This is a genomic window from Streptomyces sp. NPDC091280 (assembly GCF_044768565.1).
Taxonomy (GTDB): Bacteria; Actinomycetota; Actinomycetes; order Streptomycetales; family Streptomycetaceae; genus Streptomyces.
In genome coordinates this window covers 146,651-167,648 of the sequence record NZ_JBIVUZ010000008.1, presented here as the reverse complement: position 1 = coordinate 167,648, position 20,998 = coordinate 146,651, and the positions used below count along the sequence as shown (strand labels likewise).

Here is a 20,998-nt window from a genome sequence, read left to right as displayed (position 1 = left end):
GACCCCGAAGCCGGGGTCACCCTAGAAACTCCTACTTCCCCCCGTGGCCGGGAGGTTCCGGCTAGGTGCTCGCGAGTGCGGAGGGTTCGGCGGCCTTCGCCGTCGCTTCCTCCTCCTCGGACTTCACCGCGCGCAGCAGCACGATCGGTGTGGCGATCTTCCAGATGAAGTACACCAGCGTGGGCAGCATGTTCGCGAGGAGACCGTTCCAGGCGAACGGTCCGGTCTTGGTGAGGAAGACGAACGCGCCCGGGATGAGCAGCACTCCGAGCACCAGGTTGAGATAGCCGAACCAGCGCGGGAACACCGGCTTTTCGCGGTCGTCGACGAGGGCCGCGTAACCGATCGACCAGACCTGGAGCACGAATATGCAGGCGTTGCCGACCAGCATGAGCCAGTAGATGTCCGACATCGCGTAGAGCACGTCGGCCGAGTGGCTTTCCGGTCGGTACGCGGCGGCGGCGAGTATCGCGATCGGGAAGAAGAAGCCGATCGGTGCGACGACACCGGTGGTGAGCTGGACCATGGACAGCAGGCCCCAGCCGCCTTCGATACGGCGCATCTGCATGCTGGTCAGGACGACGAACGGGTACTCGAACGGTACGACGAGGACCATGATCGCGGCGCAGGCGAGGATGCCCGTCTGGTGGTCGGTGAGGAATTGGACGACGCCTTGCGCGTCCTTCGTCGGGTCCATCGGCGTGATGAGATGGCCGACGGTGAATGCCACGGCGAATCCCAGCAGCAGTACGAATCCGCACCACGCGGAGATGCGTTCCAATCTGAAATGCAGGTCCTGGCGCATCTGTGGATCTCCTTTGATCTCGCGGCTCTTCTTGTTCTTCGCTCTCTCACCAGCCGACGAGCCTGTCCAGCAGCAGTCCCGCGCTGGACAGGTAGTCGCCGTATCCGCCTCGGAAGAAGAGCAACGGGGTCTTCATCGACTCGACTCGGAGTGTGCGGACCCGTCCGACGACCAGGTGGTGGTCGCCGAGTTCGACGATCTTCTCGACGGTGCAGTCGACCCATGCGACGATTCCGCCCAGTACGGGATTGCCGAGCGGGGATTCCTCCCACTCGGTTCCCTCGAAGCGGTTCGGGCCGCCGGCCATCCGCCGGGACAGGCGTTCCTGGTTGCCCGCGAGCGCGTTGGCGCAGAACCGCCCGGCGGTGCGGATCGTCCGCAGGGTGTTGGAGGAACTGTCCACCAGGAAGGACACCAGGGGCGGTTCCAGGGACACGGACATGAAGGTTCCGACGATCATTCCCTGAGGTTGCCCGTCGGCGTCCGTCGTGGTGATCGCGACCACGCTGGTGGGGAAGTGCCCCAGCACCTCACGGAAGGTGCGCCCCTCGACCGCGTCCGACACGGCCCCTCCTTGCTCTCGCACGCTCATGACGTCCCGTCCGTCAGATCAGGACGCGCATCGGCTCGGGCAGCTCAAGTCCCATCTGCGCGAGGGCGTTCGCGTGGTACGCCGCTCCCGGGATGTGGATCATGTGCTGGAGCCCCACGTGCGCGTCCCGCCAGAACCGCTGGAGCGGGTTGCCGCGGCGGATGGCGTTGCCGCCGGAGCGCACGAAGATCTCGTCCAGCGCGGCGACGGCCCGCCAGGCGCAACGCACCTGGTTGCGGCGGACGTTGGACCGGTCCTCGACGGTGATGGGCTTTCCGGCCTCGACCTGGTCGTACAACCGGCTGATGCCGTCGATCAGTTGGACGCGGGAGGCGGCGATCTCGGCGGCGGCCTCCCCGGCGGCGTACAGCACGTAGGGGTCGTCGCGGACCTGGACGCCGGTCACGGCGACCCGGTCCCGCTGCTGGTCGAGGTGGAGGGCGAGGGCGCCCTCGCAGATGCCGACGACCGCGGCGGTGATCCCGAGGGGGAACATGGAGCTGAAGGGCAGCTTGTAGAGGGTGTCGGTGAGTCCGACCGCCTCGGCGGCCTTGCCCTCCTGGACCACTTCTTGCCGGATGGTGCGGTAGGTCGGGATGAACGCCTTGTCGACGACGACGTCCTTGCTGCCGGTACCGGCCAGTCCGACGACGTCCCAGGTACCGTCGATGATCTCGTAGTCCGAGCGCGGCAGCACGACGTGGAGCACGGAGATCGGGCCGGCCGGCTTCCCCTTGCCGTCGCCGACGAGCGCGCCGAGGAAGTCCCACTTGCAGTGGTCGCTCCCGGAGGAGAAGGGCCAGCGACCGCTGAGCACGTATCCGCCGTCCACGGGTTCCGCGATGCCGTTGGGCATGTACGGCGAGGCGATCCAGGTGTCCGGGTCCTCGTCCCACACCTCGTGCGCGAGCCGGGGGTCCAACTGGGCCAGTTCCCAAGGGTGTACGCCGACGACACCGGACACCCAGCCCGCCGCTCCGTCGTACCGCGCGACCGCCATCACCGCTTCGGCGAAGTCGCGGGGGTGGGCGCTGTAGCCGCCGAACTCCTTGGGCTGCAACAGCCGGATCACCCCCGCGGAGCGCAGGAGTTCGACGGTACGGTCGCTCAACTTGCCGAGTTTCTCGTTCTGTTCGGCGAGTGCTGCCAGTTCGGGCCCGAGATCCTCGACACGGTCGACCACTTCGTGCGTCACGCCGCACACCTCCTGCTGGCTGGTTCCTCGCAAGTGCCGCGCACACGCGGCGGGATGATCCCAGTGTCATTTCCGCTGCCTGGGCCCGCTGGCCGGTTTCCGCTGACCGGGACAGTGGATCAGCGGGTCACCCGAGGCCGGAGGGCGGTGGTGGAACGTCCCTTGAGGGCGGACAGCCACACACCGGCTCCGTAGGCGAGGTCGTCGAGGCGGCGGGCGACGCCGTAGCGGACCGGGTCCAGCTCGGCCCGGTCGCGCCGGTACTCCAGGGCGATGTCGGCCAGCGCGGCCACCGCCGCCGCGCGCCGCACCCGGCGGGAGGCCACACAGCCGACGACGGTGAGGGGCCACCAGTGCCGGTTGAGGAGGGCCGAGGTCTGGGCCAGCGCGGCCAGCGCCCCGTTGGCCGTGAGCCGCGCGGCGATCCGGTGCCGGTCCCGCGTGTCGCCGAGTCTGCGGCCGATCCGGCAGGTCACGCCGGCCAGGACGGCCCCGGCGACGGGTGCCGACCAGCGGCGCTGGGCGAGCAGGGCGGTGACGAGTGCCGCGCTCCACGGGGCGAACACGGCGGGGGCGATGAAGCGCGGGTGGCGTTCGGCGAGGGGGTGGGCGCCGGTGCCGTAGACGGCCTTGCGCAGCAGCCAGTCGGCCGATCGGGTGCGGTGCTCGTGGGCGGCCTCGGCGGCCGGCTCGTAGCGGACCCGGCGGCCCCCCTCGACCAGTCGCCAGCACAGGTCGACGTCCTCGCCGACCCGCATGTCCTCGTCGAACCCGTCCGCGAGGGCGTCGGTGCGCGCCACGACGCAGGCCGTGGAGGCCCAGGAGACGGGGCTGCCGGGGCGTACCGCGGCCGGGTGGGCGCCCAGGTCGAGGGAGGAGCGGGCGTTCTCGTAGCGTTCGATCCAGGTGGGGGCGGGCGAGGGCAGTCCGGTGATGCGGGGTACGGCCATGGCGACGGCGGGGTCGGCGAAGTGCCGGAGCAGGGTGGGCACGGTGTCGGGGTCCAGCACGATGTCGGAGTCGGCGAACACCACGAAGGGGGTGGTGACGAGCCGCAGTCCGGCGTTGCGGGCGGCGGCCGGGCCGACGTTCGTGGTCAACGGTAGGAGTTCGGCGCCGTGTTGGGCGGCCACGGCGGCCACGGCACTCGGGTGCCGTGACGCGTCGTCGACCACGATCACGGGCCGTCCCTCGCCGATGCTGCCGAGCAGCCTGGCGAGTTGGCGCGGCCGGTCGCGGACCGGGACGACCACCGTGCAGCGGGGGTCCGCGGGCAGGGGCAGTGCGCCGGGCACCGGGTTGGCCATGCCGAGGTCGAGCAGCCGGTCCGCGAGCAGCGCGCCCGCCGCGTCCCGCACCCTCAACGTCCGCCCGGTGAACAGCCGTCGGGCCCGCGGGGTGAGCCGGATCAGGCGGGTCGGGAAGCCGCCGACGAGGGCCCGGCCGCCGTCCACCGCCCGGGTGTGCCGGTCGAGTTCGACCAGGAAGCCGACGGGGAGCGTCATGGCCGTACGGCCCGGTGGGCGGGTTCTATGAGGCGGCCCCGGTCGTCCACGCCCCAGGCCGAGATCCGGCGTACCGCCGTCGCCACCATGGCGTCCACGGTCGTACGGCCCTCCGTCGCCGTGGCGCCGGTCGGGTCGCCGAGGACGCCGGACGGTGAGACGGCGCGGACGCCGTGGGCCATCAGCTCGGGGAGGAGGGCGGACAGCGGCCGGGTGTCACCGGTGACGGCGGCCGACAACCGCACGTGTTCCGGGGCGAGATGGAGCATCACCGAGGTCTCCGTACGGCCGGCGTGCGCGTCGCCCCCGGGTGCGGAGCAGTCGGTCCAGGCGACGTCGTGGCCTTCGGCGCGGAGCAGGCGGACGGTGGCGCCGAGGGTGGCGGTGTTGCCGCCGTGGCCGTTGACGAGGACGATGCGCGCGGCCCACAGGGACAGTGAGCGCACCGACTCCACGAGGACGGCGCGCAGTGCTTCGTGGCCGATCGAGACGGTGCCCGGAAAGCCGGCGTGTTCGCCGCTGGCGCCGTAGGGCAGGGTCGGTGCGACCAGAGCGTCGGGCAGGTGAGTGGCGGTTCGCCGGGCGACGGCCTGCGCGATGACGCTGTCGGTGTCGAGCGGCAGGTGCGGGCCGTGCTGTTCGGTGGAGCCGATCGGCAGCAGGACGAGCGCGTCGGACGGCACGTCCGGCCAGGCGGCGCGGGCCAGTTCGGTCGCCGTGTCGTCGGTCATGCCCGGGCGGCCGGGGCCGGGGTGTCGTGGCCGGAGCGGGCGCCCAGGTCGAGGCGGAAGCCCGGCGGTATCACCAGGTCGTCGGGCGACAGCTCGTGGACGGAGGAGTGGCCCAGGCCCAGGACCGCCGAGTCGAGTCCGCCGCGGAGGATGTCCAGGACGTTCTCGACCCCGGCCTGCCCGGCTGCCGCCAGGCCCCACAGGTAGGCGCGGCCGATCAGCACGGCGCGGGCGCCCAGGGCGAGCGCCTTGGCGACGTCGCCGCCCCTGCGGACACCGCCGTCCAGCAGGACTTCGATCTGGTGGCCGACCGCTTCGGCGACGGCCGGGAGCACGCGGATGGTGGCGGGGGTGGTGTCGAGGTTGTTGCCGCCGTGGTTGGAGACGGAGAGCGCGGACACCCCGGCGTCGACGGCCCGTTTGGCGTCGTCCACGCGGGTGACTCCCTTGAGCAGGAAGGGCCCGCCCCACTCGGTGCGCAGCCAGGCCACGTCCTCCCAGGTCGGGGGTGTGGTCTGCATCCACTCTCCGTAGGCGCCGAAGAAGGTGGGTGCCTCGCCGCCCGGGGGCCGCAGGTTGGGGACCGAAAGGTCGGGCAGGCGGCGGGACTTGGCGAACCGGAGCAGCCAGCCGGGGTGGGGCAGCACATCGGGTGCGAACCTCAGCATGGTCCTCAGGTCGAGCTTGTCCGGGATGGCGGGGCTGCCCCAGTCCCGCCCGTGGGAGAAGGACCAGTCGAGGGTCACGATGAGCGCCTTGGCACCGGCCGCCCTCGCCCGGTCCATGCGCTGCGCCATCGTCGCGCGCGTGCCGCTCCAGTACAGCTGGTAGAAGAGGTCCGGCTGCGCCGCGGCGACTTCTTCGACAGGCTTGCTGGCAAAGGAACTCAGGCCCATGACGACACCCCGGCTCGCCGCCGCGCGGGCCACGGCGACCTCGCCCTCGGGATCCACCGCCTGCACCCCGGTCGGCGAGATCAACACCGGGAAGGAGATGGGCACGTCCAGCACGGTGGTGGACAGGTCCCGCTCCGCGTGATGGCCCACCACCCTTGGCGCGAAGCCCAGTTCGGCGAAGGCCGCGGTGTTGTCGTCGATCGTACGGCCGCGTTCCGAGCCGGCGACGAGTGCGCCGTAGACCGTGCTCGGCAGTCGTTTCCTCGCCCGGCGCTGGGCTTCGGCGACCGTCTCGAACCAGGGGTTCCTGCCCATGAGGTGTTCTCTTCTCTTGAGTCCCGCTCGGGTCCTAGGTGAGGCGCAGGCCGGCCAGGGGGTCCTCGGCGCAGTCGCCGACCGGGGGGCGTTCCAGGTCCCGGCGCCGGGTGAGGACCAGGTCCACGGGTGTCCGGCGGGAGTGGTCGGCGGAGGGCTTGGGGAGGTTCGTCCGGTCGGCGGGGCGCTTGGCGAGTTCCTGTTCGCCGTAGCCCTGCACGCATTCGGGGTCGGGGCCGTCCAGCGGCAGGCCGGTGAAGAACTTGGCGGCCATGCAGCCGCCCTTGCAGCTGTCGTAGAAGGCGCAGGACGCGCACGCTCCGCCGTGCTGCGGGGTGCGCAGCCGGGTGAAGAGCTCCGAGCCGCGCCACACTTCGGTGAAGCCGCCGGGTGTGCGGACGTTGCCCGCGAGGAACGCGTCGTGGATGGCGAACGGGCAGGCGTAGACGTCGCCGACCGGGTCGATCAGGCAGACCACGCGTCCGGCGCCGCACAGGTTGAGGCCGGGCAGCGGCTCGCCGTAGGCGGAGAGGTGGAAGAAGGAGTCGCCGGTGAGCACCTTGTCGCCGTGCGCCAGCAGCCAGTCGTACAGGGCGCGTTGCTGGTCGGCGGTCGGGTGGAGTTCGTCCCAGACGTCGGCCCCGCGGCCCGAGGGGCGCAGCCGGGTCAGGCGGAGCTGGGCGCCGTAGTGGTCGGCGAGGGCCTTGAACGCGTCCAATTGGGGGATGTTGTGGCGGGTGCAGACCACGGAGAGCTTGAAGTCGCGCATTCCGGCGGCGGCGAGGTGCTCCATGGCCTTGAGCGCGGTGGCGTACGAACCGGGGCCGCGTAGCGCGTCGTTGACGTCGGCGGTGGCGCCGTCGAGGGAGATCTGCACGTCGACGTAGTCGTTGGCGGCCAGCCGCTCGGCGGCCTCGGGGGTGATGCGGACGCCGTTGGTGGAGAACTTGACGCCGACGTGGTGGGCGGTGGCGTAGTCGAGGAGTTCCCAGAAGTCGGCGCGGACGGTGGGCTCGCCGCCGCCGATGTTGACGTAGAAGACCTGCATGGCCTCCAACTCGTCGATGACCGCCTTGGCTTCGGCGGTGGACAGCTCGCGCGGGTCGCGGCGGCCGGAGCTGGAGAGGCAGTGCGTGCAGGCCAGGTTGCAGGCGTAGGTCAGTTCCCAGGTGAGGCAGATCGGCGCGTCGAGGCCGGATTCGAAGAGGTCGACCAGCCGGGTTCCGGCGGCGGTGGCGGTCATGGGGTCCTTCCGACGAGCATCGAGGACTCGGCGAGGGCTGCCAACGCCTTGTCGTAGCGCGGCAGTTCGCCCTCCGGTATCCCGGCCGCGAGGCAGGCGGCGCGGGCCGTGGGGGCGTCCGCGAGGGACTGGACGACGGCCAGGAGTCTGCGGTCCTTGAGGAAGGTCAGCTTGCGGGTCCCGAAGTGGTAGAGCAGTGCGCCGAAGGGTTCGGGGCGCACGGAGACCTGGGGGTGCAGACCGAGGGCGCGGTCGAGGGTCGGCGCGGGCATACGGCGGCGGCCTAGTAGACGCCGCACATGCCGTCGATGGAGATCTCCTCGATGAGGTCGTCGGTCTCGATCAACTGCGCTTCCGCGACGGGTTCTTCGGCCCGGTTCTCGTTGGCCGGGACGGTCTGTACGGAGTGGAGCTCGTTCATGCGACTCTCCCTGGGCATCCGGCTGGGCATACGGGACGGCTGCGCGGTCGACAGTAATGGCACCGGGTGCCGAAAGTGAAGAGGACGCCACCATGATTCTTTCGACCAGTCGGTCTATATCGGTGCCGGGGTCAGGTTGAGCCGCCCGGACGTCGTCGTCGTGGGCGCGGGCGGCAGCGGGGCCCCGCTGGCCGCCCGGCTGAGCGAGGACCCCGACCGCGATGTGCTGCTGCTGGAAGCGGGACCCGTACCGCGCCGACAGCGGGACTTCGGCGCCGAGTTGCTGGACGCACGCCTCGTGCCGGGCGCGCGGTCCGGGCATCCCGCCGTCCAGCCGTACGCCGTCCACCTCACCCCCCGGCGGCCCTACACAGTCGTCCGGGGACGCTTCCTCGGCGGATCGACCACCGTCAACGGCGGCTACTTCGTCCGGGCTCGGCGCGCGGACTTCGACCGGTGGGCGGCGGCGGGAGGTGCGGCCTGGTCCTACGAGCGGGTCCTTCCGCTGCTGCGCTCCCTGGAGACCGACCTCGACCACGGCGCCGACGAGACGCACGGCGGCGAGGGTCCGGTGCGGATCCGGCGCGGCGACCTGCGGCACCCCGCCGCCCGGGCGTTCCGGTCCGGCGCGCGGGAGTTGGGCTATCCGGAGGAGCCCGACAAGAACGCCGAGGGCGCGCCCGGGTTCGGTCCGGTGCCGTCCAACTCCGTGGACGGGATACGGGTCAACACCGGTATCGGCTATCTGCTGGGCGCGCTCGACCGCCCCAACCTGACGGTGAGCGGCGGCAGTTCGGTGACCCGGGTGGTCGTCGAGCGGGGCCGGGCGACCGGTGTCGTCGTCGAGCGCGACGGGTGTCGTACGACGGTGGAGTGCGGCGAAGTCGTGCTGTGCGCGGGGGCGTTCGGCTCCGCGCAGCTGCTGCGACTGTCGGGGATCGGGCCGGGCGCGGAGCTGGCGCGCCTCGGCATTCCGGTGGCCGTCGACTCCCCCGCCGTGGGAGCCCGGTTCGGCGACCATCCGCAGCTGGTCCTGGAGTGGCTGCCCCGGCGGGAGCTGCCTGCCCCCGCCGGCTCCTGGCTCGGCGGGTGTCTCCATCTGTCCGCGTCGGACGGCGAGCACGACGGCGACCTGGAGATCCTCCAGTCACTCGTCCCGATGGCCGGTCTGACCGCCGGCACCGTGACCGTCCCCGGCGCACCGCTCGCGTTCCTGGCCTCCGTCCAGTCGCCCCGGCTCGGCGGGCGGCTGCGCACACTCTCCGCCGACGCGGCTGCTCCCCCGCGGATCGACTACGGCTATCTGGCGACCGGCGAGGACCGGCGGCGGCTGCGTGAAGTGACCCGCGCCACCGCCGCGTTGGTCGCCACCGAGGCGTTCGCCAAGGTGTCGCGCGGGCTCATGGAGCCGGGGCCGGAAGTGCTGGCGGACAACCGGCTGCTCGACGGGTGGATCGAGGCCCGGCTCGGCACCGCGCAGCACACCTGCGGCACGGTTCCCATGGGCCCGGCCGACGACCCCGGGGCCGGCGTGGACCACTACGGGCGGGTGCACGGTGTGACGGGGCTGCGCGTCGCGGACACGTCGATCCTGCCGACCCCGCCCTCGCGCGGCCCCGCGGCCACCGCCGTCCTGATCGGCGAGCTGATCGCCGATGCCATGCGGCGCGGGCTGCCGTGACCGGGATCAGGCGGAGGCCGGTGCCGGACCCTCGAAGCCTGCCGCGAGTTGCCGTAGTCCCTGGTCCAACAGGTCGGCGAGGCTTGCCTGTTCGTCGGTCAGCCAGTGTTCGTAGGCAGCGATGCACGCGGCCAGGACGGTGTGGCCGATCACCCGGGGCAGCAGGTCGGAGGGGGCCCGGCCCGTGCGCCGGGCGGCGAACTCCGTGACCAGGGTCCGCCACGACGCGTACCGCACGGTCGAGTCGGCCTGAAGCGTCGGCACCCGCAGGATGAGCGCCATGCGCTGCCGGTGCCAGGGCACCACCGCCGGGTCGAAGCGGTTGAACTCGACGACCGCGCCGCGCAGCGCGTCCATCATCGGGGCGGCCGGATCGGTGGCCGCCAACAGGGCGTCCAGCTTGACGAGTTCGGCCGCGAAGTCGCCCCACACCAGGTCGTTCTTGGAGGCGAAGTAGCGGAAGAAGGTGCGGCGGCCGATGCCCGCGGCGGCGGCGATGTCCTCGACGGTCGTCCGGTCGAAGCCGCGCCGCGCGAACAGTTCGAAGCCCACCCGTTCGAGGACGGCCCGCGAGGTCGCGGGCGGCCGGCCCGTTCGGGTCGGTCGCTGTCCGTTGTCGCCGTTCGCACCATCCACAGCGCACATCATGCACATGTGCGGGCGTCGGTGTGCTCCCCCAGCACCCGCGTCACCTCGCCCGCCACCGCGCGCAGGCGGCGCTTGCGAAGGTCCAGGACGGGTGACGTGACCGACAGGCCCCGGGACGCCAGCAGGTTCATCAGGGCCCAGACGAGTTCGGGGCGTCCCGCCACGGGGAGTTCCCGGCCGTCCGGGGTGATGACCCTGGCCTCGGTGACGCCCGCGAGAAGGTTGGTGCGGGCCCAGTCGACCACGTGGGAGCGGCCGTTCGGGGCGGCGAGGAGGACCACCTCCTTGGTCCGGTGCAGGGCCGTCAGATAGTTCATCGGCACCGTCAGCCGCCGGGCGGCGTCGAACGACGATGTGCCGTCGGCCGGCCGGACCCGCAGGACCGTGTCGAGGACCGGGCCGTGGTCCTGGAAGGTGGTCGTGCCGCGCATCTCCAGGAAGCGGGCGCGCACCAGCACCCCGCCGCGCCGCGACCAACGGCGGCCGACCCAGCCGAACTCGCCCTCCTCACCCGGCATTTGGTCCGCCAGTCGACGCCTCTCCTCGCCCGGCTCGCTGACGGGGGCCTGCTCCTCGGGGTGGGCCCGGTACCGGTCGGCCAGGGCGGCGTAGCGTGCCGCCGTGTACGGGTCGAGCCGTCGCAGGTCGATCGTGTCGCCGGTCATGACGACGCCTCCGGCCTCCCGTGAGATCCGCATCTGCCGGAGCTGGCGGTCCACGCGCCGGGTCACCTCCGCCGGGCGGCCTTCGAGGTCGATCAGCCGGCTGGTCCGCGTGCCCGCCAGGAGGGCGCTGCGCGGCCAGTCGGGGACGACGACGGGCGGCTCTCCCGGAGCGGCCGGCTCGACGAGGACGACCAGCCGGCCCGCCGTGATCGCCGACAGGCACACGGACGGGACCCGCCACTCGCCGGTGACCTCGAACTCCGCCGACGTGTCGGTCTCGTCGGGTTCTTCGGCTTCTTCGGTTTCTTCGGTTTCTTCGGTTTCTTCGGTGGCGCGCACCCGCAGGCTCAGCCGTACCAGCGGGGTGAACTCGTCGGGGGTGTAGTTGCCCACGTGGGTGGTGAAGGTCGATTCGCCGTCCGGGTTGTACCGGAGCAGTGCCGCCTCCAGTACGTCCGCCCGCGTCAGCCGCGCCCGCGGCGAACCCTGCCCGGACCGGGGCGCCAACAGCACGAAGGTGTCGTCCGGGTACGGGAAGCCGCCGCCCTTGAGGCGGTCCCTTCGCGTGATCCCGGGAAACTCCGCCCGCGTCGACTTGATCGCGGCGACGGGGATCGTGAGCGTGATGGCCGCCCCGGCCGCCGCCACGGCCGCCGGCCAGCCCCAGCCCGGGTCGTCGGCCCAGGCGGAGTACCCGACGGCGAGGAACAGCGGGCCCGTGCAACAGCAGAGCGCGGCGAACAACAGATTGCCGATGAACACACCGGTACGGCTACGCATGGACGTTCCCCGCTTCCTCTCTCCGTGTCTCTGTCTCTCTGTGTCTCTGCGTCTCTGTCTTTCCGTCTCCCCGCGGGCCCGGTTCGCCGCGACCGCTCACCACTCGACCCGGAACCGTCTGCCGGCCGGGTCGACCACCGCCCCGCACCGCAGGCCCACGCGCAGGAAGGGGTGGTGCGAGCGTTTCCACGTCGTCTCGAATGTCCGCAGCCCCGGCCCGCTGATCCGCAGTTCGACCAGGACGCCGGACTCCTCGCCGTTCCCCTCCAGGTCGGTCAGGTCGAGGATCTCCGCGGTCGCCGGGACCCCTACGGCGTCGAGCCGCCGGTTGTGCTCCCGCTCGACGTTCGTGTGCAGCCACAGCCCGAGGCCCACGGGCAGGAAGACCACCGTGAACACACCGCCCAGGAGCAGGAGTTCAGCACCGCCGAGGACCGCGCAGGCCAGCACGACCGGGCCGCACAGACACAGCGCCGCGGCGCTGGAGTACAGGATCACGGCGTCCCCCGGACCGACCCGGTCGACCCCGGACATCCGCGCCGGAGCGGCGGCGCCTTCCCCGTCGTCCGCCATGTCAGCGCTCCGGGGACCGGGGCCGGCTCCGTTCCAGCAGGTCCGCCAGGACGCGCAGCCCGGGGAGGAAGGGCTCGCCGTAGAGGACGCTGTGCTTCCTGCCGGACCTGGTGATGATCGTCAGCCGGCCGATCCGGCCGGTGCGGAACTCGATCCGGGGCTCCTCCCAGATGTGGTACCGGGCCGCGTCGGCGTAGCCGAACACCTCCAGCACCCGTCCGTCGAAGGAGAGCAGGGCGGTCTCGCTCACCGGGGCGTCGTAGGGCAGGGCCGGTGTCACGGGGTCGCTCCGTGTCCGGCGTAGAGGTAGGCGCCCGGCCGGGCAGGGTCGGCGACCAGCAGCACCTCGTCGCCGGTGCGCGGGATCCGCACCTTGGAGACGATGGCCCGCAGGGTGATCCGCTCGGTGCCGCCGGACGGCTGGAGCACCAGGTCGACGACCGGGTCGTGGTTGACGAGCTGGCCGGTGTCGTCGATCGAGAGCACGACGGCGGACGTGGTCGGCGCGCCCGCGGCGAGCAACTGCTGTGCTCCGAGGCCCGAGTTGTACGCCCCCATCGAGTCCTGGACCCGGGCGTAGTCCTCCTTGCCGAGAAAGGCGCGGGTGGCACGGCCGTAGAAGCCCTTGCCCTCGGTCACCTGCGCCGCGATCTCCGCGGCCCGCTCCGCGCGGCTCTTGCGTCGTCCGAAGAGTCCCATGACGGCTCCTCCTTCTGATCGGTCGGTACTGCGTGGTTCCCGCTGTCCCGGCGGACGCTACGGGGCCCCGTTCGCCTACCGATCCCAGGTTCGACCGCCCGATCCCGGACGACGTACCCTCCTGACATGCCGCTTCCGAGCCAGCCGACCGATGAGCGCCGTCCGCGCGCCATGGTCATCGACGGCTCCTGGCGCGCCCTCGGACCGGGCCTGGAACCGCTCAGCGGTCCCGGTGGCGCCCCCTTGACCCGGACCGTGAAGCTGATCCTGCTGCCCTTGGTCCTACGGCCCGGCCTGCACCCCGAACTCGCCGCCGACTTCCTCGCGCCGGAGCAGTCCGCCCAACTCGACGCGCGGATACGGGAGTCGGGCGCCCGGCTGCTCGCGACGGCGCAGTGGTTCACCCTGCTCAAGCGGACCCGCCGGGCGTTGGGCGTGGTGGCGGGAAATCCGCAGGACCTGTATTTCCAGCGGTGCTTCGAACTGGCCGCCGAGCACGGGGCGCCGGGTACGGGCGCGGGCGCGCTGGCCAGGGCCGTGGTGCAGGACGTGGCGGACGCGGACGGCGGCCGTACGGTGGACGCCCTGAGGCGCTGTCTGACCGATGACGCCCAACACGCTCGGGTCGAGCGGGAGTTGGCCCTCGCATGGGAGAGTCGCGGGCGGGCCGCGAGCGACGGTACCGCCGCGGTGGCGGCGCGGGCGGCCGAGGTGCTCGAAGCCTGCGGCGGACCGGACGGGCCACGGGACACGCCGGAGTACGGGGTCATGGTCGAGACGGGCGACGGCGAGCTGACCGGCCGCGCGCTGTGGGCGGACCCGGGCGCGGACGCCGAAGCCGACATGGGCACGGGCGGGCTCTGGGGACGGGCCGGTCTGCCGGTCCATCTCGGTCTGACGGAACGGCGGTCCCCGTCACGTCCGCTGGTCGGTCGGGGTGCCTCGACGGCCACGCTCCCCGCACCGCTGGACCGCACCCTCTTCGAGCGGCTCTTCGTCGTGCTCCAGTCCTCGGCCCGGCGCGAGGAACTTCCGCCGGTCCCGGAACTCGTCCGGCGCGAGGTCGGCCGTAGCTGCGCCCCGCTCGGCCTGTACGACGAGAGCCTGCGCGTCGCCGTCGTGCTCGGCGGGCGGCTCGCGGTGGGCCTCGACCCGCTGGGCACGGGGGAACCGGCGTCGGGGCGGACCTCGGCGCACCGCGCGGTCAACAGTCGTTGGCGACGCGAGGCATCGGTGCTGCGCGCCCGCCGGATGACCGTCTCGCCCCGCCCCGATCCGGACGGCGGTGTGCTGGACGCCCTCGCCCAGGACCTGCGCACGCCCTGGGCCGCCTACATGCGGCGGCTGTGGGTGCGGCTGCACGGACGGGACGTCCGCGACGCGCCGCTGGCGGACGCCGCGGCGGCCTGGGCGGTGCTCGACGGGGTCGCCCGCTCGGTGATGATGGACCACCGGGCCAGGGTCCGGTCGGCCCTGCGCGCGCTGTCGGCTCCTGCGGCACCCACAGCGGCGCCGTCCGTCGTACCCGCGACGGCCGGGGCGGTCACGGCGTCCGAGCCGAGGAGCGCGTGATGGCGCCGCAGCCCGTGGAGGTCCGCGTCGCGCGGGACGACGACGGCGTCGTGCGGGTCGCGGCCCCGGGCACCGGCCGCGACTTCACGCTGGCGGTGCTCGACGTCGCCGGAGCGGTGCTGTCCTGGCCCGTCCTCGGGGAGCCGGTGCCGCCGAGCGCCGAGATCCACGACGTGGCGCGGGCGCAGCAGTGGCTGTGGGCGGTCCACGGCGAGCGTGTCGCCGCCGCCGTGCAGGCTTGCGCCACGGGCCGGCCGGCCGAGCCGACCGAGGCATGTGTGCCGGTCGTCCCGACCGCGCTCGCCGCCGACGCCGCCCGGCTCGGGCTCGGGCACTGGGCGGCCCGCTGGTGGCCCGCCTCCTACCTGGACGGCATACCGGCGCTCCAACCCGACCTGCTCGGGCTGGAGTTGGCTGCGCTGACGCATCAGTGCCAGCAGTTGTTCGACGGGAGCGGCGAGGGCGTCGCTGACTTCGGCGCCTTGAGCGAATTCGATGATCTCGGTGACTTCGACGATCAGCCCGACAGCCGTGCGGCCGAGCTGATCGAGGATCACCTGACCGCCCTCGACCCGCTGATCCAGTGGTGGCGGGCCTCGGCGGAGTCCTCGACGGGCACGGCCCGCCGCTTGGAGAGCGTGCTGCGGCTGATCGACGGCGCGGCGGACTGCGCCGGGCTGGACGGCCCCGAGCTGCGCCGGCTGCGCGCGCTCCTGGACCGGCCCGGTCCGGCCACCGCTCCGTCCGAGCCCGGCGCGCTGTTCGCCCGGTCCGGCGGCTACGCCCTCGCGGCGGGCGAACCGCTCGTGACCGGCGGCCGGTTGATCGCCCGGGGCGCGGGGACCAACGACTGGCGCCGCTATCCGCCCGGCCTCGTCGACGCCTCCGAGACCGCGGTGTCCTGGACCGCCCGGGCCCTCGGCGCGCGACGCCAGTTCGAGGTCGATGTCGTCGCCCACGGCACGGCACCCGCGACCGGCGCACCCCTCGCGGCGGAGGTCCGGGTGAACGACGGTCCGCGCAAACGGGTCGCCCTCGCCAGACGCGACGACGTCTGGACCGGCCGCACGGACCTGGACCTGCCGCCCGGTGAGACCCGGCCGCGCGTCGAACTCGGTGTGCTGCTGCCCGGCTTCGACCCCGGCCCGGGCCCCGACACCGGTACCGAACGCGAGGCGATCCGTGCGCTGGTCCGGCGGCGCCTCGCGGCGGCGGCCCGGCCGGACCCGTACGACACGGCACCGGACTCCGATTCCCGCGCCCCCTTCCTCGCCGAGATCGCCGCCGACACCGATGAGGACTACTGACGGATGCGGGACCAGAACGACGGCACGACGGACGACGGCACGACGGACGACAGCACGACGGACGGCGGCACGGCGGACCGCGCCGAGGCGGTGACACCGCTCTACGGCGAACCGTTCGACAGCGCTCTGGCCCGGGCCGAGGAGCATCAGCTCAACGCCGAGATCGCCGACGCGGTCGCCGTCTACGCGGAGTCGCTCGCACTGGCCGAGTCCCTTGAGGACTCCCCCGACGTACGGTTCCTGCGCGCGCACCTGCTGGCGAACATCGCGAGCGTCCAGCTCGCCGCCACGGACTTCGTGGCGGCGCGGGACGCCCTCGACCGCTCCCACGCCCTGCTCGACGGCATCGCGGCGGCGCCGATGGGGCCGCGCGGCCGTCAGTTGTGGCTGGAGCTGGTGCTGCGGACGCTGATCGCCCGGGCCGATCTGCTGCGCAGGACCGGGCACTTGGACGAGGCGCTGGCCTGTCTGGACGAGGCGGCGCGCAGACTGCCGGAGTTCGACGACCCCGAGGGCCTGCGCACCGCCGAACTCGGCCTGAACCGCGTGCACTTGCTGATGGACCGGGGCGCGTGGGGAGCCGCCGAGGAACAGGCGTCGGCACTGCTGTCGACCACACCGCCGACAGCGCGGGAGACCGTCCCGCGGCTGCTGGTGGCCCTCGGTCTGATCTGCTCGTCGACCGGGCGCTTCGACGCGGCCGAGGACCATTTCGCGCGCGCCGAGGAGCACTTCACGTCGCTGGGCGACACCGGTGAGCAGCGGGTGCTGCTGGCGCACCGCGCGTACGCGGCGCTGCACCGGGGTGAACTCGACCTCGCGGAGCGGTTGTTCGCGCAGGCGTCGGCGTTCTTCGAGGAGCAGGGGTGGTCGGGCGATCTCGCGGTCTGTGAGCAGGCACGCGCGTTCCTCGCCGGTCGGCGCGGCGACGACAGCGGCGCGGAGAGCCTGTTGGCGGCGAGCCTGGAGCGGTTCGAGCGGCTCGGTGCCTCGATCGCCGCCGCCGACAGCATGCTGCTGGGCGCCCAGCACGCCTACGCCCAGGGCGACATCAAGGAGATGAAGCGGCTGGCCCAGGGCGCCCGGGACGTGTACCAGGAGCGGGGGGTGTACGAGCGGTGCGCGCAGGTCGACCTCATGCTCGCGCGCACGCTTGAGGACAACCTGAACCGGGCGGACCACGGCGAGCGGGAGCGGGAGTCCGTCGACAACGCGCTCTCCCTCGCGCTGCCCGCCGCGCTGGCCCTGGAGGCGGCACGCTACGGCTTCGCCACGGCCCACGCGCGGAGCGAGTGGCTGCGGCTCGCCGAGGACGCCGTGGAGCTGGTGTTCCGTCTGGTGCTGCGCCGGCAGGATCAGGGGCTGCTCTTCGAGCTGGCCGAACACCGTTGCGCGGGCGCGTCGTTGGCGCTGACTCCGAGCGCGGACACCGTCCCGGCGGGCACCGCCCCGGTCGCGGACCGCGCTGGTGTCTTCCCCAACGCGGCGATGAAGACGTACGGGCACGCGGACGGCACGACGACGCTCGGCGGGGTGGCCGCCGAGGCCGCCGCCTCCGCCGGGCTGCGGGTCGCGCCGCCGCCGAAGGTGCGGATGTCGGCGCGGTCGGGCCCGGGGCGCGTGGCGCTCCAGGAGTACATCGAGGCGGCCGAGTTCCGGTACGGGCGGCGGATCGTGGATCAGGAGGAGGTGCCGTTCTGGGTCACCGACGACATGACGAGCCGCCCGGTGGTCCAGGTCCGGCTGGCCGATGCCGGTGATCTGTTCATGACCTGGACCTGGGCCGGTGGGGCCCGGGGCTTCGGCACCGGCCACGGCCCCCGCGACGAGGTCGACCGCGCGGTCCGCGCACTCGCCGACGCGCTGCCGGGCGCGGGCGACGGCGCGGAGGGGATGCGGCGGGCGTTGACCTCGGGCGCGCTGGCCGACCACGACGGCGAGCGCCGGCTCGCGCGGACACTGGCCGAGGCGCTGTGGCCGGAGGGACTGACGGCGCAGATCCGTCAGGTGGCGGAGCGCGCGGGCCGCCCGCTGGTACGGATCCAGCCGTCGCCCCGGGTCGCCCAGGTCCCCTGGGAACTGCTCGCCGTCGACGACGAGGATGTGCGGCTCATCGAGCTGGCGGACGTGGTGACCACCGCACCGGCGTCCTTGCGACCACGCAAGGTCCCAAAGGAACCAAAGGAACCAGAGGAGTCGGCCGCCGCGACCCGAAGCGCGGACACGGGCCCCGTCGTCCTCGTCCTCGACCCCCGCGTGCCCGGCTTCCGCGCCGACTCCCCGCTCGGTTCGGTGCTGGGGCCGCCCGGGTCCGACCCGGAACTGCTGTCGCTGGTCGGCCGCCATCTCGACGCGGGTGCCGTCGTACCGTCCGTCGCCACCCCGGCGGAGGCCTTCCGCCGTACCGACCTGGACCGGGACTGGCTGGGCGGCGCGCTCCGCGCGGGCGCGCGCAGGCTCCTGTACGTGGGGCATGTCAGCGGTGCGCCGGTCGAGGGCGGGCAGAGCGAGGACGGCACGCTGCACCTGGCCTGCGCGGCGGGGACCACGGGCCTGGCCGCGCCCCTGCGCACGCATCGGCCGCTGTCGGCCAAGGACCTGCTGCTGGGGACGCTCCCGCTGCGTGCGGACGGCGAGCCGGGCGCGCGGATCTGGCCGGCGCCGGCCCGGGTCGCCCTGATCGGCTGTGAGAGCGGCGGTGATCTGCGCTTCGCCGAGTCGTTCGGGCCCGCGACGGCGATGCTTCACAACGGCGCCGAGCTGGTCACCGCCACCCGCTGGGTGCTGCCGACCAGCTTCGCCTTCCATCGGCTGGCCCAACTGCCGGATTCCGTGCGCCCGTTGACGGAGGCGATCGTCGCGGTCGACGCGGCGCACGAGGACGCGGACCCGGTGTGCCGGCTCGGCCGCTGGCAGCGGGAGCAGCTCGACCGCTGGCGCGCCGAGGGCCGCGTCGAGCACTCGCCGCTGTTGTGGGCGGCGCTGACCTGCATCGTCGTATGACCGGGCGGGTTCTGTCCGTGGTCAGAGGCGGACGATGATCAGGGCCGTGTCGTCGGTGGCGCCGCCGTGCGGGAGGAGTTCGAGGAGTACGGCGTCCGCGAGGGTTTCGGGGTCGGTGTGGCGGTGGCGGACGAGGGAGTCGGCGAGGCGGAGCAGGCCCCGGTCGATGTCTTCGTGACGGCGTTCGATCAGGCCGTCGGTGTAGAGGGCCAGGGTGGTGCCGGGTGCGAACGTGGTGCCGGCCTGCGGTCGGGGCGTCGGGTCGGGGCGGGCGTCGAGGGGCGGGTCGGTGGCCAGGTCCAGGAACTCCACGCCGCCGTCGGGGCGGATCAGGACGGGCGGCGGGTGTCCGGCGCTGCTGTAGGTGATGGTGTGGTCGTCGAAGTCGACGAAGGTCGTGACCACGGTGGCGGACTCGGCGCCGTCGACGACGTTGGCGTAGCGGCCCAGGATGTCGAGGGCCTGGGCGGGACCGGCCGCGACGCGGGAGGTGGCGGTGAGCGCGCTGCGCAGCTGGCCCATGACGCCGGCGGCGGCCAGGCCGTGGCCCACGACGTCCCCCACGGACACGCCGATGCGGTTGCCGCCGACCAGGTCGACGACGTCGTACCAGTCCCCGCACACGTTCAGTGAGCCGACCGCGGGCCGGTAGCGTACGGCGATCTGACGGCTCGCGCCCTGGCGGCGGGTGGGCAGCATCGCTTCCTGGAGGGCGAGGGCGACCTCGCGTTCGCGGGCGTGGGCGCCGCGCAGGCGTTCGTTGACCTCCTGGAGTTCGCGGGCGCGGGTGTACAGCTCGGCCTCCAGCACGCGGGCGCGACCGCCGCCGGAGCGGCCTCGGGCCCGGATCAGTTCGGTGACCTCCTCGACGCGGTGGACCAGCAGCACGACCTTGCCGTCCGGTCCGAGGAGCGGGGTGTTGACCGGGCTCCAGTAGCGCTCCTCCCACTCCCCGGGGCAGGCCGCGGACTCGACGTCGTAGCGCTGGAGGGCCATGGCGTCGCGCTCGCCGGTGGCGATCACGCGGCGCAATGAGGTCTCCAGGTTGCGCATGCCGGTGGCGGCGGGGTCGTTCGGGTTGTCGGGGAAGACGTCGAAGAGGAAGCGGCCGACGACCTGTGCGCGAGTGCGGCCCGACATGCGCAGATATTCCTCGTTGACGTCCGCGTACACGAGGTCGGGCGTCAGCAGCGCCACCATGCCGGGCAGCCCTTGGAACACCGCCGAGTAGTCGATCGCCGCGTCCGTCATGGCCCTGCCACCCATCACCGCTGTCACACCATTTTCTCACGATATGAGTTGAGTGGATGGGGCAGGGGAGACGTACCGTGCACGCGCGGTGACTCCGCGGACAGTGGCCCGCTCGCCCCGAGGGGCCGGTCGGCCGATCGGCCGGTCATACGCTGTCCGCGTGATCGAGAGCGAGACTCCGGGCGCTGCCGCCGCCCGGCTGACCGGGTGCGTGGTGAGCGGTGTGCGTCCCCTGTCCGGGGCGGTCAGCGAGGTCGCCCTCGGCGATGGGCATTCGGTGGTGGTGAAGCGGGCCGAGGCGGTCGGTGCGGTGCGGGCGGAGGCGGCGGGGCTGCGGTGGCTGGGTGCCGCCGGTGCGGTCCGTGTGCCGGCCGTGCGCGGGCTGGACGAGCGGTGGCTGATCACCGAGCGTGTCCGCACCGGGCCGCCGAGTACGCGAGCCGCAGTGCGGTTCGGCCGGGAGCTGGCCGCCCTGCACGCCTCCGGCGCCCCGGCGTTCGGCGCGCCGCCGCCCGGGGGTCCGACGCGGGCGTACATCGGGCCGGCCCCGATGCGCAACGCTCCCGCCGCCGACTGGCCCGACTGGTACGCCGGCGAGCGGGTGCTGCCCTACCTGCGGCGGGCGGTCGACGCGGGCACCCTGGAGCACGCCGAGGCCGAGGTGGTGGAGCGCGTCTGCGCACGGCTGCCCGAACTCGCCGGTCCCGCCGAGCCGCCCGCCCGGCTGCACGGCGATCTGTGGAACGGCAACGTGTTGTGGGGCGCGGACGGCCAGGTCCGTCTGATCGACCCGGCCGCGCACGGCGGACACCGGGAGACGGACCTCGCCATGCTCCGCCTCTTCGGCTGCCCCGGTCTGCCCGAGGTACTGGCCGCCTACGACGAGGCAGCCCCTCTCGCCCCGGGCTGGACCGGCCGCGTCGGACTGCACCAGCTGTTTCCGCTGCTGGTGCATGTCGTGCTGTTCGGACGCGGCTACGCGGACTGGGCACTGTCGGGGGGGGGGGGGGGCCCCGGGGGGGGGGGGGGGGCCCCCCGGGCCCCCCCCCCCCGGGGGGCCGGGGGGGGGGGGGCCCCGGGGCCCCCGGGGGGCGGAGCCCGCCCCCGCGCCCGCGG

The 20,998-nt window shown here is 73.2% G+C and carries 19 protein-coding genes and 1 pseudogene; 5 read left to right on the top strand and 15 right to left on the bottom strand.

Annotated elements, in window-relative coordinates; all coding sequences use genetic code 11:
* Positions 1-61: 61 nt before the first annotated feature.
* The 9 genes from ACIQPR_RS24545 to mftA all read right to left on the bottom strand — a co-directional run bounded on the left by ACIQPR_RS24545 (position 62) and on the right by mftA (position 7,703).
* Positions 62-805 (bottom strand): hypothetical protein, encoded by a 744-nt coding sequence (locus tag ACIQPR_RS24545; protein WP_403651809.1) that lies wholly within the window; start codon positions 803-805, stop codon positions 62-64.
* A gap of 46 nt (positions 806-851) precedes the next feature.
* Positions 852-1,370 (bottom strand): flavin reductase family protein, encoded by a 519-nt coding sequence (locus tag ACIQPR_RS24540; protein ID WP_403651806.1) that lies wholly within the window; start codon positions 1,368-1,370, stop codon positions 852-854.
* 40 nt (positions 1,371-1,410) lie between these two features.
* On the bottom strand, positions 1,411-2,592 hold the full coding sequence (locus tag ACIQPR_RS24535) for a hydroxylase (protein WP_403651804.1): 1,182 nt from the start codon (positions 2,590-2,592) through the stop codon (positions 1,411-1,413).
* A 119-nt stretch (positions 2,593-2,711) separates the two neighbouring features.
* A complete protein-coding gene (gene mftF / locus ACIQPR_RS24530; protein WP_403651801.1) occupies positions 2,712-4,097 on the bottom strand; it encodes a mycofactocin biosynthesis glycosyltransferase MftF in 1,386 nt (461 codons plus the stop codon).
* Entirely contained in the window at positions 4,094-4,828 is a 735-nt protein-coding gene (gene mftE / locus ACIQPR_RS24525) for a mycofactocin biosynthesis peptidyl-dipeptidase MftE (protein WP_403651798.1), read from the bottom strand. Before mftE ends, mftF begins: the two co-directional genes overlap by 4 nt.
* Positions 4,825-6,039: a pre-mycofactocin synthase MftD gene (gene mftD / locus ACIQPR_RS24520; protein ID WP_403651795.1), complete on the bottom strand. Its 1,215-nt coding sequence runs from the start codon at positions 6,037-6,039 to the stop codon at positions 4,825-4,827. Before mftD ends, mftE begins: the two co-directional genes overlap by 4 nt.
* A gap of 34 nt (positions 6,040-6,073) precedes the next feature.
* A complete protein-coding gene (gene mftC / locus ACIQPR_RS24515) occupies positions 6,074-7,282 on the bottom strand; it encodes a mycofactocin radical SAM maturase (protein WP_403651792.1) in 1,209 nt (402 codons plus the stop codon).
* The gene (gene mftB, locus ACIQPR_RS24510) at positions 7,279-7,554 is read right to left on the bottom strand and encodes a mycofactocin biosynthesis chaperone MftB (protein ID WP_403651789.1); all 276 of its coding nucleotides are present in this window, start codon (positions 7,552-7,554) and stop codon (positions 7,279-7,281) included. Before mftB ends, mftC begins: the two co-directional genes overlap by 4 nt.
* Before the next feature lie 11 nt (positions 7,555-7,565).
* Positions 7,566-7,703, bottom strand: a complete 138-nt coding sequence (mftA, locus tag ACIQPR_RS24505; protein WP_403651786.1) for a mycofactocin precursor MftA — start codon at positions 7,701-7,703, stop codon at positions 7,566-7,568.
* A 136-nt stretch (positions 7,704-7,839) separates the two neighbouring features.
* Here mftA and mftG point away from each other — a divergent pair, with 136 nt between their 5' ends.
* Positions 7,840-9,384: a mycofactocin system GMC family oxidoreductase MftG gene (mftG, locus tag ACIQPR_RS24500; protein ID WP_403651784.1), complete on the top strand. Its 1,545-nt coding sequence runs from the start codon at positions 7,840-7,842 to the stop codon at positions 9,382-9,384.
* Between the two features lie 6 nt (positions 9,385-9,390).
* On the opposite strand, the gene mftR is transcribed toward mftG, so the two are convergent.
* From mftR to ACIQPR_RS24475, 5 genes are all read right to left on the bottom strand, one after another.
* Positions 9,391-10,020: a mycofactocin system transcriptional regulator gene (mftR, locus tag ACIQPR_RS24495; RefSeq protein ID WP_403651781.1), complete on the bottom strand. Its 630-nt coding sequence runs from the start codon at positions 10,018-10,020 to the stop codon at positions 9,391-9,393.
* 8 nt (positions 10,021-10,028) lie between these two features.
* Positions 10,029-11,477 (bottom strand): hypothetical protein, encoded by a 1,449-nt coding sequence (locus ACIQPR_RS24490; protein ID WP_403651778.1) that lies wholly within the window; start codon positions 11,475-11,477, stop codon positions 10,029-10,031.
* A 96-nt stretch (positions 11,478-11,573) separates the two neighbouring features.
* A complete protein-coding gene (locus tag ACIQPR_RS24485) occupies positions 11,574-12,050 on the bottom strand; it encodes a hypothetical protein (RefSeq protein WP_403651775.1) in 477 nt (158 codons plus the stop codon).
* A 1-nt stretch (position 12,051) separates the two neighbouring features.
* Positions 12,052-12,330: a hypothetical protein gene (locus tag ACIQPR_RS24480; RefSeq protein ID WP_403651772.1), complete on the bottom strand. Its 279-nt coding sequence runs from the start codon at positions 12,328-12,330 to the stop codon at positions 12,052-12,054.
* Positions 12,327-12,749: a hypothetical protein gene (locus ACIQPR_RS24475; protein ID WP_403651771.1), complete on the bottom strand. Its 423-nt coding sequence runs from the start codon at positions 12,747-12,749 to the stop codon at positions 12,327-12,329. Before ACIQPR_RS24475 ends, ACIQPR_RS24480 begins: the two co-directional genes overlap by 4 nt.
* A gap of 126 nt (positions 12,750-12,875) precedes the next feature.
* Between ACIQPR_RS24475 and ACIQPR_RS24470 the strand changes: the two genes are divergently transcribed.
* From ACIQPR_RS24470 to ACIQPR_RS24460, 3 genes are read left to right on the top strand one after another with little or no spacing between them, the layout of a single operon-like run.
* On the top strand, positions 12,876-14,321 hold the full coding sequence (locus tag ACIQPR_RS24470; RefSeq protein ID WP_403651768.1) for a hypothetical protein: 1,446 nt from the start codon (positions 12,876-12,878) through the stop codon (positions 14,319-14,321).
* A complete protein-coding gene (locus tag ACIQPR_RS24465; protein ID WP_403651766.1) occupies positions 14,321-15,628 on the top strand; it encodes a hypothetical protein in 1,308 nt (435 codons plus the stop codon). Before ACIQPR_RS24470 ends, ACIQPR_RS24465 begins: the two co-directional genes overlap by 1 nt.
* Positions 15,629-15,631: 3 nt before the next feature.
* On the top strand, positions 15,632-18,631 hold the full coding sequence (locus tag ACIQPR_RS24460; RefSeq protein WP_403651764.1) for a hypothetical protein: 3,000 nt from the start codon (positions 15,632-15,634) through the stop codon (positions 18,629-18,631).
* Positions 18,632-18,652: 21 nt separating this feature from the next.
* Here ACIQPR_RS24460 and ACIQPR_RS24455 read toward each other — a convergent pair whose 3' ends face one another.
* Positions 18,653-19,882, bottom strand: a complete 1,230-nt coding sequence (locus ACIQPR_RS24455) for a PP2C family protein-serine/threonine phosphatase (protein ID WP_403651761.1) — start codon at positions 19,880-19,882, stop codon at positions 18,653-18,655.
* 160 nt (positions 19,883-20,042) lie between these two features.
* On the opposite strand from ACIQPR_RS24455, the pseudogene ACIQPR_RS24450 reads away from it, so the two are divergent.
* Positions 20,043-20,879: pseudogene (locus ACIQPR_RS24450) on the top strand (fructosamine kinase family protein); the annotation flags it as partial.
* Positions 20,880-20,998: the final 119 nt, after the last annotated feature.

Excerpts from the sequence above, each read along its gene's own strand:
- ACIQPR_RS24455 (WP_403651761.1), bottom strand. The coding sequence starts at position 19,882 with ATGACGGACGCGGCGATCGACTACTCGGCGGTGTTCCAAGGGCTGCCC.
- mftA (WP_403651786.1), bottom strand. The coding sequence starts at position 7,703 with ATGAACGAGCTCCACTCCGTACAGACCGTCCCGGCCAACGAGAACCGG.
- ACIQPR_RS24475 (WP_403651771.1), bottom strand. The coding sequence starts at position 12,749 with ATGGGACTCTTCGGACGACGCAAGAGCCGCGCGGAGCGGGCCGCGGAG.
- mftE (WP_403651798.1), bottom strand. The coding sequence starts at position 4,828 with ATGACCGACGACACGGCGACCGAACTGGCCCGCGCCGCCTGGCCGGAC.
- ACIQPR_RS24465 (WP_403651766.1), top strand. The coding sequence starts at position 14,321 with ATGGCGCCGCAGCCCGTGGAGGTCCGCGTCGCGCGGGACGACGACGGC.
- mftC (WP_403651792.1), bottom strand. The coding sequence starts at position 7,282 with ATGACCGCCACCGCCGCCGGAACCCGGCTGGTCGACCTCTTCGAATCC.
- mftF (WP_403651801.1), bottom strand. The coding sequence starts at position 4,097 with ATGACGCTCCCCGTCGGCTTCCTGGTCGAACTCGACCGGCACACCCGG.
- ACIQPR_RS24490 (WP_403651778.1), bottom strand. The coding sequence starts at position 11,477 with ATGCGTAGCCGTACCGGTGTGTTCATCGGCAATCTGTTGTTCGCCGCG.
- ACIQPR_RS24485 (WP_403651775.1), bottom strand. The coding sequence starts at position 12,050 with ATGGCGGACGACGGGGAAGGCGCCGCCGCTCCGGCGCGGATGTCCGGG.
- ACIQPR_RS24470 (WP_403651768.1), top strand. The coding sequence starts at position 12,876 with ATGCCGCTTCCGAGCCAGCCGACCGATGAGCGCCGTCCGCGCGCCATG.
- mftD (WP_403651795.1), bottom strand. The coding sequence starts at position 6,039 with ATGGGCAGGAACCCCTGGTTCGAGACGGTCGCCGAAGCCCAGCGCCGG.
- ACIQPR_RS24545 (WP_403651809.1), bottom strand. The coding sequence starts at position 805 with ATGCGCCAGGACCTGCATTTCAGATTGGAACGCATCTCCGCGTGGTGC.
- ACIQPR_RS24460 (WP_403651764.1), top strand. The coding sequence starts at position 15,632 with ATGCGGGACCAGAACGACGGCACGACGGACGACGGCACGACGGACGAC.
- mftB (WP_403651789.1), bottom strand. The coding sequence starts at position 7,554 with ATGCCCGCGCCGACCCTCGACCGCGCCCTCGGTCTGCACCCCCAGGTC.